Raw genomic sequence first — 12728 nt, 5'->3', positions numbered from 1 at the left:
CAGCGCAGAATGCTCAAACGTCGCCAGGCAGTCGAGCCTGTCATCGGTCATGTCAAAGCGGATCATGGCATGCGCCGGAACTGGTTGAAAGGCGAAATCGGTGACACTGTCCATCCGATCCTCTGTGCCGCAGGCTTCAATCTCCGTTGGCTGCTGCGGGCCATTGCCCGCCTCGGTATCCGCGGGCTTTTTTTCGTCTTAGCTTTGCTCACAGGGATGGCCCGGTTCGCCACCGATGCCGCCAATCGACTCAGCCCACATGCCGCAGTCGTTTGATGAGGGCCCAGAATCCTCCGCCTTTCAGTCACGCTGAGCTCTCAGACTGAATTTTTCAGGTCCGACTACTCAGGCGAGCAAGGCAACGAAGGCGCTGACAAAGGCGGCTTCGCCCTCGAGCACCGCCCAGTCCAATGAATCGGACGAGGATGACGACGAGGGCGACGCCGCGACTACGGAAGCGAAGGCAGAGGCGAAAGCCGGCACCGACGCTCCCGCGACCACGGGTACCGACCTCGCATCGCTGTTGTAAAGGAGACCGCCATGGCACTCGAAGTCAAGAAGCTCACGCGCGAGTTCTCGTACAACGGCATGAATCTGATGGATCCCGGTCCACAGTTCACGCCTCAGCAGGTGCGCGATGTGTATTCAGCCCAGTACCCCGAGCTCACCACCGCCGCGGTGGACGGCCCGGAGCACAAGGGTGACGTCGCTCGCTACACGTTCGTGCGCGCGGCCGGCGCGAAGGGCGGGGATACGTAAATCTGACCTCATGAAGGCGCTGTCCACTGGGCATTTCGCCAGCATCAACAAGGAGCCGCCCGAAAGGGCGGTTTTTTTACATTCTGAGGAGACTCAACAATGCTGTTCGATCCTCGGTCGTTTGTTCCTGAACTCGATCCGGGACAACGACCCGCATGGACGTCACACCGACAGCATTCCGCTGCCGGCCGTCGACCTGCCCATGATTTTCTGACGCTGCCGCAGCTGCACGACACCATCCCGGCCACGGCGCGCCTGACGTATGGCGACGAGGTGGAGGTGAAAGACCTGGTGATCGCGCAGTTCGCCGCCGGCGTGCTGCGCGCCAGCGATGTGTCCAATCCGACCAGCGCCGGCGACGCTTTTACCCAAGCCATGTTCGCATGGTTGAATAGCCGTACTCCGGTGTGTCAGCGCTTGCAGTTCGGTCTGACCTTGATCGACCGTGGCGCTGCCATGGACCAAGTCATGCAGTTCGGCTGGGAGGACGGCCTGGAAGCGCCGCTCTACCTCGCCATCGAATTGCCGGAGGAGGAGGTGTACGCGATCGGAGAGGCGCGCGCGGAAGCGATGCGATCCGCTCACCCGTCGCTTCTCTTTACCGCCATGAGCCTGATCAATGCTGCATGCGGTAAGTCCCTCTTCCTTCGCACGCCGGATATGCTTCTGGACCAGTTCGCCCGGCGGCACTGGGACTACGACTCGTCGCTAGCCGACGACGAGAATGCCAGGGAGTTTCTCAAGGAGAACTTCGGCGGCGATGACGCCGATATCGAGCGCTATCTGCCGTCGGTCGTGCGGGCCGAACTGGCACCGGACGACACCCTGCCGAAGCACGCACATGTCGAGGCGGCTTCGGTCCGTCTGCGTGAGCTTGGCCCACGCGCCTTGCGCAAGCTGGCGCGTTCGCATGATGGCTGGCTGAGCGAGGTTTGCACCGCGCTTGCCGACCTCCGGCTGGTGGTGGCCAGAGCGGGGGAGCGGTCTGCCATCGACGGTGCCCAATGGGCTGAGCCGGCGTATTCGGCGGTGACCATTGCCTACCGGCCCAGCGACTATGTGTCAGAAATCCTGGACGACCACTACGACTGCCTGAACAACGCTGGCGACGCCACGATGTTCCAGTGCTTCATTCCGCTTGCTGAGGACGCTACGGCGATCCGCCAGCAGTTCCAAGACCTGGCAGGCATGCTGAAGATCATCGGCGCGCTTGACCGGGTGCTCACACTCATTTCTTCATAGGAGGGCCCCATGGCCGAGATCCTGACCGTTTCGCGGTCGCACGACGTCGCCCTGCAAGGGGCCATTTTGCTTTACGGCCGTTCAGTGGCGGAGTTTTCGTATGCCACCGCGCACCGAATCGAACCCGACGCGACAACCGGTCGCCTGACTATCGGTCCCGGCACGCCGCTCAATCGCCTCGCGCTGATTCAGGCGGTGCGGCAAGTCGCCGAAGCCTCGCTGCCCAAGGGCGAGTTCCTCACGCCCAAGGTGCTGTCGATAAGTCCCACCGCGGTCACGTGGTGGTGCCCGGCCGAGCATCGCCGTATCTTCTTTCATTGCAAGGAGTTCGGCGAGTGCAGCGCGGTGGTTCCCCATCCGGCCCTGGTCTTCCAGGCGTCGCACAACGGCTTCCGAGTCTTTGCGCTGCATGGCGACGATCGGCCGCTACCGGAGGCGGTGCTCCACGAGCCACCCTACTTCAACACCTGGGACAACGGGAAGATCTGCATTGGTAGCGCTCACGTGCCGAAGCAGATCGACGTTGCATCCGTCGCAGGCTGGGAAGCGGGATTCTTCAATTCCGCCTTCACCCATCCAAACCACGGGGCACAGCGCGTGAACTACCAGCGCGGGCCCTATGCCTTCTGGAAGGACATGCTCGACGGGAAGTTTCCGGAGTACCCGAAGCAAGTCCTCATCCCCATGAAACGCACGCTGGCCGATCTGATCGCCGGCAAACTGGAGAAGTAATCATGCATCCTGCAGACACTGCCCTGCAGCAGTCCTTTCCGTCCGTCATGGTGCCGCGCTTCGGGCAGCTTGCTGCGATGGAGCGGCCCGGTGAGCGGTTGCTTATCGCGGACAACGGTGTGTTTCTTGAGATCGCACGTCCGTGGCTGCGCGTGGTGCGCCGGCTCGGCGCATTTCAGCACCGCACCGCCATTCCGTATGGCGAGGCCGCGGAGGCGACCGAACTGCACTGCGGCCGGGTGCCAGCCGAGCTGATCGGCGAGTTCGCCGCGATGGCCCGGGCCGCGTATCCGAAGGAAACTGGCGCATGGATTGTCTGGAATGCCGCTAGCGCGGCGTTTCGGCTGATCCCGGTCGGTATCCTCGAGCACAGCAGCGGGCACTTGAAGTATGAGCGCCCCGTGCTGGCAGATGACGACGTGCTCGTGGTGGATTGCCATTCTCACGGCAGCCATCCCGCCTTCTTCTCGGTGACGGATGACGAGGATGACCGCCATGACGTGAAGTTCGCGTTCGTGATCGGCAACTGTGCGGCGCTCACGCCATCGATGGCACTGCGGCTCTGCGCCAAGGGCATTTTCGAGACGGTGGAGCGAGTGCCAGGCGACTGGTATTCGGCGGCACGCGAGGAGGTCTTGGCATGACCTTCGAGCACCGCATCCCTGTGAACATGGCTAGCCGGGCCTGGAAAGTGATCGTTGTTGGTGCCGGTGGCACCGGCAGCGCGCTGCTACCCAACCTGGCGCGGCTGCACCACGCCATGCTCGAATTGGGCCACCCAGGCGGCATTGACTGTACGGTCTACGACGACGATACCGTCAGCGAGACCAATGTCGGCCGTCAGGGATTCTATCCAGTGGACGTGGGCCAGCCCAAGGCCACCTTGCTGGTCAATCGGCTCAACAACCTGATGGGCACGCGCTGGGAAGCGCGCGTTTGTCGTGTCGGCAGCCGGGACCGCTTCCATTGCGACATGGTGATCGGCTGCGTGGATACCCGGAAGGCTCGCAAGGCCATCCTGGGCGCAATGCAGCGCGGCTCCGGTGGCTATTATCTCGACTGCGGCAACGAGGCCGACAGCGGCCAGGTGATCCTCGGTCAGGTCCGCGGCAGGGCGGCGGAACGGCTGCCCCATGTGGGCGACCTGTTTCCCGAGCTTCTGGACCCGAAGGGGGACAAGAGTGACACGGCGCCGTCCTGCTCGATGGCCGAAGCGCTCAGCCGGCAGTCGCTGGTGATCAACCAGGCGATGGCGGTGCAGGCGTACAATTTGCTCTGGACGCTGTTCCGCACGGGCACCTTGCAGTACTGCGGCGCGTTTGTGAATCTGGCTGTGGGCCGCACGAACCCACTGCCAGTGGATCCCCAGGCCTGGGCACGATTCGGGTATCACTTGCCTGAGCCGAAGGGACGTGCAACCCGCGCAGCCCGCCAGACCGGTTAAGCCCGCCACTTCCGACATTGTCGGAAGTGGCTTTTTTCGTTTGTGGGCGACCTTGGTTGTCGAGTCGCGCAGTGCGCTGCTAAGATCGCGTCACACCTCGCGTCCAGGACGCATCGACCTCGTGGCACTCCGTCACGCATTATTTTCAACCCGTTGGGGCAACTGCCCTGACGGCGTGCTCCATTCTTTCTCTCGGAGCACGTATGAACAAAAAATCCCTAAATCAGACCGCGCGCGCTTATCGTCGCGTCCTTGTGACAGGCAGCTGGCTGCCGGATGACGTCGCCGTCGGCGCCTACTGGAATGGCGCCATGTGGAACGGCTTTCCGGTGCCGGTGTTCACCAGCGAGGATGGCGATGCCCTGTGCGCCGTCATGCCGAATCTCGTCTACGTAGCCGGCCGTCGGGCCTTCCTGTTCGACGAGAACGACCATGTGGAATGGTTCCACTCCGCGGTGCATGTCGTGGAAGGCAAGGAACAGCCTCTCTATGCGATCGGTAATGGCTGGTGCTGGCAGTTCGCCGGTTCGGGAACGGATGCAATGGAGCTATCTGGTAGCTACCTGATACTGCAACTGCGCCCGCAGGTTGTTGCATGGATCGAGAACCTCGCTCAACAGAATGGCCAGGCGCTGGAGCACTACGTGGAATTCCTGCTGGCAGGCTTCTGCGAAGAGCGACGGGACGGCCGTCCCAGGTTCGACCTGTCCGGCTTCGAGGCGACGGTCTCCCGGGCCAACCTCTCGACATCGATTACCCAAGGCCAGGCGGTCCGGGTGCGCGGTAGCGCGTGGCTCGACGTCGTCGACGCGGTCTTGTCGCTCGCCGCAGCAGAGGACGGCGGCGCGCAATCGCCGCTCTCGCCCGAGCGGTTCGCCGAAACAGTGCTGGACAGTCTCGCTCGCGAGCTGGGTGGAGTGGTCTAGCCCCTCTCCACATTCGGTACTGGGCCTGCTACCATTACGGCACCTTCCGCGTCTCAGACGCATCGACTCTTCCGGTTGTATAGCCGGGCATCTCTTTTCCCACCTACGGGCCTTCCTGCCCGTGGGCATGTTGGCCCATTTTTCGTTGAGGCCATCGTGTTCAAGCGTGTCTTCCTGCTTTTCCTTTGCTTTGCCATGTTCACTGGCTGCGCTGCACAGCCGACTTCGCCGAACACCTACCGGGGTTCCGAAGCGCTGCGCACGAGTAGCGCCGAGACTGTGACCGTCGTCCGGGTCCGCCCGGTCACGATCGCCGACACCGACGGCATGCTTTCCGCGAACTCGGGTGTACCCGGTGTTCTCGGCGCCGTCGTCGGCGCGGTGCTCGGTGCCCGCGTCATCGGCAACGGCAACGGTCGTTACCTGGTTGGCGCATTGTCTGGCACTGTCTCCGCGGTTATCGCGCAGACGGCCGCCACCCACCTGAATCGCCGTGATGGTGTGGAGGTCATTGTCCGGACGGACAGTGGCCGCCAGATCGTCGTCACGCAGGACGCAGATCAGCAGTTCGTCACCGGCGAGCGGCTGTATCTCGTCTCTGGTGCCGGCGGCTATCGTCTCACTCGCTAACGGGCTCCAGTCGGAACCCCGTTTCCATCTATCTTCCCCGCGCGGGCCCTCCCGCGCGGGGGGTCTGTCGCGAACTGGAGCCACCATGTTCGACGTTGCAGAAGTCTCCCCCCTCACCGTCACCCCGATCGAAACGAAAGGGAAGTACATCTTTGAAGTGGCTGACGACGTCCGCCGTCAGCTACGCAGTGCGGGACTAGAGCCGGAATGGCTCAATGCGGCCAATTTTATGGATGACGATAACGAGGCTATGTATGGCCCGAAATTGTCGCGCCAGTGGCCGCAGATCGGTCCTCGCGAACGGCTCGCCGTCTCCGTGCAGCGTGGCCGGTGCGAAGGCTGGGTGGTCTTTGTCGACCGCATCGGCTACACCGGCGATGCCCCCAACCTGGTCACCGTTGGTCAGAAACTGTTGATCGGCAAGGTGTTGACCGAGCGCCAAGCGTGGGACACCGTCCGAGCAATCAGCAAGCTGTTTGATGTCGCCTGAAATTCAGGCCAACCCTTTGCAAGCCCGAGAGGGCTTGCCCAACCGTCGCCGGTTCGGCAAGCCGCTTTCACCCGCGTCATTGACGCATCGACCCACTGTTTGGCATTGCCGAACCAACCCATTGCGGGACACTCGTCCCGTCAGGGAAGGGATGTCCCGATCCATTTTGAGGACACCCATGAAACTTCCCAAGTCATTTTTGAGCCGCCATTCGTCGACAAACTCCGCGGCCGGACACGCCATTCGCCGTGACGCATGCCGTGTGCTACGTCGCTTTGCCGGCGACATGGCCCTGCGCCCGCGCGACTACACGATCCGCGAGCATCGCCAGCGTCGTCGTGACATCGACGTATTCGCCTTGCATACGGACTCGCTGCTGTTTGAGATCCGGCACGGTACGGGTCAGGAAGGTGTGGTGCACATGTCCTATCGAACATGTCGCGGCCGCGACGACCTGACCGGCGGTCGCGAAAACGCCGTTACCGTGGAATCGCTTGGTACCGAGCAGAGCTATGCCGATCTGGTTTCCACGCTCCGCGTGGTCGCCGGGCGGCGCGGTTAAGGAGTTCCCTGTGACCCGTCTCATCAAAGTCACCTTCACGGCCACCTCTGGCGAGGAAACTACTGGCTTTGCTTCGTTGCATAAGGACGACATTGTCGAACTGCCGGCACGCATGATGATGCGAGTCTACACAGCGGTGGACGCTGGCGAAGGCTATGCCATCGTCGCGCACCAGGGCGGATATGGAGTGCCGCTGATTCACGTCGTAGACTCCCGTTACAAGCTGGATGTCAGGCACGCCACCAGCGACGCTTGGCTTAGCCGGCTGGACGACGCATTTCGCAAACCGAGTAAGGATCAAATGCAAGCGTACGGACGCTATTACCATACGCTATCGGCGGCCTGCGCCGTGGGTTTCGCCGGCTATGTGGCAGGAACTTCGTCCTGGTCCATGGCCACTGTCATCAACGCAACCTGCTTGTTGGCTGGCGCTGCAGTACTATTTGCCATAGGCGCGGTTCTCGCGAAAGGAGATAAGTGATGTTTGGTCCATTTGTTCTCGGGTTCGCGTTGTGCATCGCGGGCTTCGGGCTCTGGGTGCTTCGCAACGCAGATCGTGAGCGCATGCTCGAGGAGTTAGATCGCAACGGCTAGGCGTTCGTGCCTCACGGTTGCCAGCCGCACGGCAACCCCCATCAGCGCATCCCATAGGGATGCGCTTTTTATTTCTCACACCCACACGGGCGTCGTCCCGATGGGGGCGGCTCCCTCCCAAAGGAGTATCCCCCATGGATGACATCATCTACGGTGCTGGCACGGCCAGCTATCCCGCCGGTGTTCTGCTGCGCATCGGCCTCTACGAATCGAACCTGCGCCCGGCGATCCAGCTGGTCTGCGCGGATGATGGCATGCCCTATGCCTCGCTCAGCGTGAACGTGCCACAGGTGTCATTGCTCGCCGGCGAATTCTGCGTGGCGGCTGACTGGAACCTTCCCGCGGACATCAAAGCGGCGTTGCTTGCCACCGGCAAGTTCTCCGACACAGACCGCGGCACCGAGGGGCGTGACCTGTGCGGTGCCGTCTGGCGCATCACGTGTCCCGAGCTGTTGTCGCAATTGGCAGGCGCTCGCATCGTGGCCAGCCGGTCCCGGCCGGTTCGTCTCATGGCCGCCGTCGCCTAGCAATTATCCCTTTCAACCCTTTCGGGGCACGTCCCCGAAGGGGCATGCTCCGTCCGGAGCCAATCATGTATGTCATTCACATCGGCCAGCGGGCCGAGAATCGCACGACGCTTGCCGGCGTGCTGCAGTACCTGAACGACGACCGTGACGGCAAGGCAATGCCGCGCGTCGACGACATTACCGTGCGTCACGTCGAAAGTGGCGCGATCCCGGTGGCGCAACTTGCCTCGGGCAACTTTGCGGTTCGCCCGGCTGGGAGCCAGCGCGGCATTCTCACCATGATCCTGGATGAGGTCGACCGCTTTATCGTGCGCGCAGGGGGCAAGATCCTGCGCCCACACGAAATGAGCCGCGCTTCCTGGGGCGCCGTGGTGGCCGCCGGCCGCCTGGCATATTTTCCCGCCGAAGCCATCGACTTGTCCCAGGGCGATGCGGGACCGCTCTTCCAGACGGCAGACCTCTTCGAAGAGCAGGGGCCGCTCGACATCGCTCAGTTCGTCTGCGGTGAGTTTGTGCGCCGCTTCGGCTACGGCATCAACGGGCCGCTGTATGCGCCCAACGCGAGCCCGAATGCTCGACATGAGGTGCACGTTGCCTACGCGCTTCTGCGCGGTGAGAAGGTCCGCGACTGCATCATCAATACGTACCGCGAAAGCCCGCAACACGGCCGCCATGACCTGTGGATGAAGCCGCTAATCGAAGTGCTGGCTCTGCGCGGCGCTCTGTCGCCGAACGTGCTGCAGGCGCTGTGCCGGATCATGCGTGCCGAGAAGCTGGAGATCACGCCGCAGAATGCCAGCAAGCTGCTTGCGGCGCTGCGGCATGTCTCGCGGGATGCCAGTGATGTGCAGGTCGACGATGCCTTGTTCGAGGCCGGGATACTCCCGCCACGGACTGTATCGACGCCCAAGCCGCCGGCGGGAGAGAACGCCCAGCCGGTGACCAAGCTGGCGGCGACGATCCATGCGCGGATCAGCGAGCGGCAATTTCGCGACAGCATGGACAAGGCCAGGGGCGAGCGAGAAGCGCTGCGCATCAGCCAGCGCGAATTCGATCGGCAGGCCGGCGCCGCCGCGGCTTATCGACTGGCCTATGGCTATGAGTGGCCGAACCGCGTCGCACTCGCGATCATGCAACGCAATGTCGCTGCGCTCCTGCAGATCTTCGATGGCCCGAAGGACTGGAACACCGATTCGAAGCGCGCCTTGCGCGACGAGCTCGGTGTCGACGTTCTCCAATGCGCTGCGGCAACCAGGCGCCGACGGCTGTTCGCACTGTGTGGATTCTCGGAGGCCGAACAGGCCGAATGGGAAGCCAACGAGGTCATCGAAAAGGCGCAGAAGCGCACGGATTGTGAACTGTCGGATGCAACGCATTTGGCCGAGGCTGCCAAGTACCGTCTTGAAACTGGCCAGGTGATGAGCGGACGCGAGTATGTCGACTTCTGTATCGATGCAGGCTTCACGCAGCTGATCGACGAGCCTCGCGGGAGTGCCCGACGCTACTGGATCCACGATCCAGTGAAGCGGGCATCTCGACCGCTACGCGCGAAGGACGGAACGCTCGGCTACGCGCGTGCCCGCCTGGCGCGGACCGCCGCGCCCGAGGCGCTTGCCGCCTGATATTTTCGTCCCCGGCCACTGGCTGGGGACGCCTTCTTCGAATCACGCAGGGATCTCGCGAGCTTTCGATACCTTCTAATCGCAACGACTACGTTAGTCTTTGCTTGACCAAAGAAGCTCTGTTCGCACTGAAGACCGTTCAGTCCAAACCGAGCTTTACCCGCGTCTCAGACGCATCGACCCCAGCCGGCTCGCCGGCCATTTCTTGCAACTTCCCACAGGGACCCTCCCTGTGGGGACGTCTCTGTGGGCTCCATCCGTTGTCCCACATGCACCTCCAACCCTTGCCGTAGCCCGTTGTGGCGCGTCGTCCGAGACCGCTGCCCGCGGCCAACGGTCAACTGCCACGCCAGTCCACGCGCGAGCTGCTGCATCGCTCGTCGCGGTTTCTGAACAACCCCATTTCTCTCCTGCGACCGGCTCATTGGCCCTACTCGCGCCATCCCCATTTCTAGGAGCAATCCATGTCTCATCTCGTGCAAACCATGGCTTACGCTGGCGCCACTCCGTGGCACGGCCTTGGCAACCAGCTGGAAAGCAATCAGCCGCTCGAAGCCTGGGCCGAAGCTGCCGGCATGAACTGGCGAATCGAGGAAACCGATGTGATGTATCGCATCGGCTCCCACGATCTTGATCCGATTCACTCGTTCCCCGAGCAGAAAGTGCTGTTCCGCTCGGATACCAAGAAGCCGCTCTCGACGGTGTCGAAGCGCTATCAGGTCGTTCAACCCGCGGAGATCCTGGAGTTTTACCGCGATCTGACCGAAGTCGGCGGCTACCAGCTGGAAACCGCTGGTGTGCTCAAGGAAGGTCGCAAGCTCTGGGCGCTCGCGCGCACGGGGCAATCGACCAGTATCGCCGGCGTCGACGAGGTCCGGGGCTATCTGCTGCTGGCCACCGCATGTGATGGCACGCTGGCCACCACGGCGCAGTTCACGTCCGTGCGGGTCGTCTGCAACAACACTCTGCAGATCGCGCTTGGGCGCAATCGTGGCGCCGTCAAGGTGCCGCACCGCAGCCAGTTCGACCCGCGCGCCGTCAAGGAAGAGCTGGGCATCGCCATCTCGTCGTGGGATGGCTTCATGGTCCGCATGCATGAGTTGGCCGCCCGCAAGGTGAGCCAGGCGGAATCGGAACGGTTCTTCCAGCGTTTGTTCACGTACTCGTGGGCGACACCGGAGTCCGAGGGCCCTACCAAGGTGAACGAGCGCGGCCTGAAGGCGGTGCTCAATCTCTTCGATGGCAACGGTCGCGGCGCCACACTGGAATCGGCGGCCGGCACTGCCTGGGGACTGGTGAACAGCGTCACCGAGTACGTCGATCACCGCCAGCGTGCGCGCAATCCGGGCAATCGGCTGGATTCGGCGTGGTTCGGTGCCGGCGCGGTACTCAAGCAGCGGGCCTGGGACGCAGCGCTCGAACTCGTTGCTTGAAGAGCTCATCTCATTGACAAGGCCTCAAGCGAACTACGTTCGATGCCGATGCTTGGCATGGAAGTAGTCGTTTTAGGTCTCCAAAACCCCGGCACTGTCCGGGGTTTTTTTTCGCTCGTTGATCATGATTTTGATTGATTTCTATTCTCGATACCCCCGCTGGCTGTTCCGGACCTCGCAAACGCCTGCGTTTCAAGGCCGCCACGCCTGTCGCAACACGATCAGGACCGAAGGGCAACGAGTCGCGGAGCGGCTTATGCTGCGACAGGCCATCGATGTGGCAAGTTTTCCGAAGGACAGAATTCTCGTACTCTTTTTCGAATGGCAGGCTCATGTCAGGCAGCATGCAATGCCGATGGGGTATGACGCCTGGCTGGACCAGCGATATCTGCAAGGCCCCGCGGCCACAGTGACGCTCAAGCAGAAACGTGTTGTCTTCGAATTAATGCATGGAGCCGTGTTCGAAGTGCGCGGCAAGGACGGACGCCGGCGCCTCTTCCGGGTGCAGTTGGAAAACGACTTTCCCTATGTGTCATTCCGAGATCCCGCGAACGCTGTGGACTATCCGTGGGTGGCTTTCCCTGGTGTCTTCACGCAGGCAGAGCTGATGACCCTGAGAAGGGTGTACTGAAGACAAACGCCCGGCTTTGCCGGGCGTTTGTCTTTGAAAGAGGGGGGCGGGAGGGTGCTTTCGGTGTCTTTGGAAGGAACATGTTCCTCAGCAAGGCGTGGGAATCTGCGCCTCGGTTGCCGGGCTGTCGATCGCTGCACCCTCCTTGTGTGGGGGGACGTAACCGACCGACTGGATGCGGGCAATGGTGCCGTCCAGGGCGGCATTCGGACCCAACCGGATGGTCCCGGCATACAAGATCCGACCCTTCACGCGTCCATTGATCAGCAGCGAGGCGCGCCCAACAACATCGCCTTCGACCACGCCGTCCACAATGACATGCTCGCCATCGACGTTGCCATGCACCACGCCGCCCGCCGCGATATGGAGCAGCCCACGGGATGCGCCAACGTTGCCGGTGACCAGCGCCAGGCAGGTGAAGCCATGATCCGCGACAAGGTCACCGTGAACGCTCATGCCCGCACGGAGCAGGCTGAAAATCGGAGGAGTATCCATAGTTCAAAATATCTTGACGTCGGTAGGGGCGCTTGCCTGCTGCGTCGCAGTATTCCGTGTCTGCGCGCCGGATGGCGGTTGCGGTGTCGTCTTGGCAGTCGCCGCAGCCGTCGCGGTCCTGGTGGGCGCTGCCGCAGTGGACGCGGCCGGGGCTGGTCGCTTCACGGCCTCCGCCTTCGGCTGTTCTGCCTGTGTTCGCTCCAGCTTAGGCTGTACGGGCTCCGCGGTGGTGGCGGGCCCAGACGCGGGTCCATCCACAGGCACGGCCGGCGATGGCGCGACAGTCGACTTGCTTGCCTCGAAATCGGAAACGGCGTCACGCTTTCGCGGCCATTCACGGTCACTGGATTCGGCAGTCGCGCGCGCAGGGGCTTCGGAAGCTGCCTGAACCGGTTGTTCACGATCGTTGGAAGCGCGCATTTCTCGCTTCCCGATCGATGAGCCGATGGCAAACATGGCCGCAGCAGCAGCCACGAAGGCGATGCCCCACAGTAGCCGCTGATTGCGTCGCAATGCGGCGAACTGGCTGGATGCCGGGGCGGCAGCCGATGTGGAAGACACCCCGGCGTAGCCAAGCTGCGCCACTGGCGCACCTGCTGGCGAGATGTCGATAGTGAGAGGCGGTTGGGCGTAATGAGCAT

At 62.6% G+C, this 12728-nt stretch carries 17 protein-coding genes; 15 read left to right on the top strand and 2 right to left on the bottom strand.

Annotated elements, in window-relative coordinates; all coding sequences use genetic code 11:
* The 15 genes from K309_RS42670 to K309_RS0131800 all read left to right on the top strand — a co-directional run.
* The coding region (locus K309_RS42670) for a transposase (protein ID WP_369796560.1) at positions 1-276 on the top strand (276 nt) is incomplete at its 5' end.
* Between the two features lie 264 nt (positions 277-540).
* On the top strand, positions 541-759 hold the full coding sequence (locus K309_RS0131875; protein ID WP_029050078.1) for a PRTRC system protein C: 219 nt from the start codon (positions 541-543) through the stop codon (positions 757-759).
* 99 nt (positions 760-858) lie between these two features.
* Complete coding sequence (locus K309_RS0131865) at positions 859-2001, top strand: PRTRC system protein F (protein ID WP_035878701.1); 1143 nt, start codon at positions 859-861, stop codon at positions 1999-2001.
* Between the two features lie 9 nt (positions 2002-2010).
* A complete protein-coding gene (locus tag K309_RS0131860; protein WP_029050075.1) occupies positions 2011-2733 on the top strand; it encodes a PRTRC system protein B in 723 nt (240 codons plus the stop codon).
* Between the two features lie 2 nt (positions 2734-2735).
* On the top strand, positions 2736-3377 hold the full coding sequence (locus K309_RS0131855) for a PRTRC system protein A (RefSeq protein ID WP_029050074.1): 642 nt from the start codon (positions 2736-2738) through the stop codon (positions 3375-3377).
* Positions 3374-4177 (top strand): PRTRC system ThiF family protein, encoded by an 804-nt coding sequence (locus K309_RS0131850; protein ID WP_029050073.1) that lies wholly within the window; start codon positions 3374-3376, stop codon positions 4175-4177. The genes K309_RS0131855 and K309_RS0131850 overlap by 4 nt, the downstream gene beginning before the upstream one ends.
* Before the next feature lie 203 nt (positions 4178-4380).
* Entirely contained in the window at positions 4381-5103 is a 723-nt protein-coding gene (locus tag K309_RS0131845; protein ID WP_029050072.1) for a hypothetical protein, read from the top strand.
* A gap of 156 nt (positions 5104-5259) precedes the next feature.
* A complete protein-coding gene (locus K309_RS0131840) occupies positions 5260-5733 on the top strand; it encodes an outer membrane lipoprotein (protein ID WP_029050071.1) in 474 nt (157 codons plus the stop codon).
* 85 nt (positions 5734-5818) lie between these two features.
* Complete coding sequence (locus K309_RS0131835; protein WP_029050070.1) at positions 5819-6223, top strand: hypothetical protein; 405 nt, start codon at positions 5819-5821, stop codon at positions 6221-6223.
* Between the two features lie 178 nt (positions 6224-6401).
* The gene (locus K309_RS0131830) at positions 6402-6785 is read left to right on the top strand and encodes a hypothetical protein (RefSeq protein ID WP_029050069.1); all 384 of its coding nucleotides are present in this window, start codon (positions 6402-6404) and stop codon (positions 6783-6785) included.
* Positions 6786-6795: 10 nt separating this feature from the next.
* Positions 6796-7266 (top strand): hypothetical protein, encoded by a 471-nt coding sequence (locus K309_RS0131825; RefSeq protein WP_029050068.1) that lies wholly within the window; start codon positions 6796-6798, stop codon positions 7264-7266.
* 247 nt (positions 7267-7513) lie between these two features.
* Positions 7514-7906 carry a hypothetical protein gene (locus K309_RS0131815; protein WP_029050067.1) on the top strand — a complete coding sequence of 131 codons (393 nt, stop codon included), beginning with the start codon at positions 7514-7516 and terminating at the stop codon, positions 7904-7906.
* A 65-nt stretch (positions 7907-7971) separates the two neighbouring features.
* On the top strand, positions 7972-9528 hold the full coding sequence (locus tag K309_RS0131810; RefSeq protein ID WP_029050066.1) for a hypothetical protein: 1557 nt from the start codon (positions 7972-7974) through the stop codon (positions 9526-9528).
* A gap of 464 nt (positions 9529-9992) precedes the next feature.
* A complete protein-coding gene (locus K309_RS0131805) occupies positions 9993-10961 on the top strand; it encodes a DUF932 domain-containing protein (RefSeq protein WP_029050065.1) in 969 nt (322 codons plus the stop codon).
* A gap of 256 nt (positions 10962-11217) precedes the next feature.
* Positions 11218-11592 carry a hypothetical protein gene (locus K309_RS0131800; protein ID WP_232232584.1) on the top strand — a complete coding sequence of 125 codons (375 nt, stop codon included), beginning with the start codon at positions 11218-11220 and terminating at the stop codon, positions 11590-11592.
* A gap of 87 nt (positions 11593-11679) precedes the next feature.
* Here the strand turns inward: K309_RS0131800 and K309_RS0131795 are convergent, their stop codons facing one another.
* Positions 11680-12087: a polymer-forming cytoskeletal protein gene (locus tag K309_RS0131795; RefSeq protein WP_029050063.1), complete on the bottom strand. Its 408-nt coding sequence runs from the start codon at positions 12085-12087 to the stop codon at positions 11680-11682.
* Between the two features lie 3 nt (positions 12088-12090).
* On the bottom strand, positions 12091-12728 hold a 638-nt coding region (locus tag K309_RS43420; protein ID WP_232232583.1), incomplete at its 5' end, for a hypothetical protein.

It is taken from the genome of Cupriavidus phytohabitans (genome assembly GCF_000426345.1).
Taxonomy (GTDB): Bacteria; Pseudomonadota; Gammaproteobacteria; order Burkholderiales; family Burkholderiaceae; genus Cupriavidus.
The sequence above is the reverse complement of the archived record's forward strand: the minus strand, read 5'-3'. Positions and strand labels throughout refer to the sequence as shown.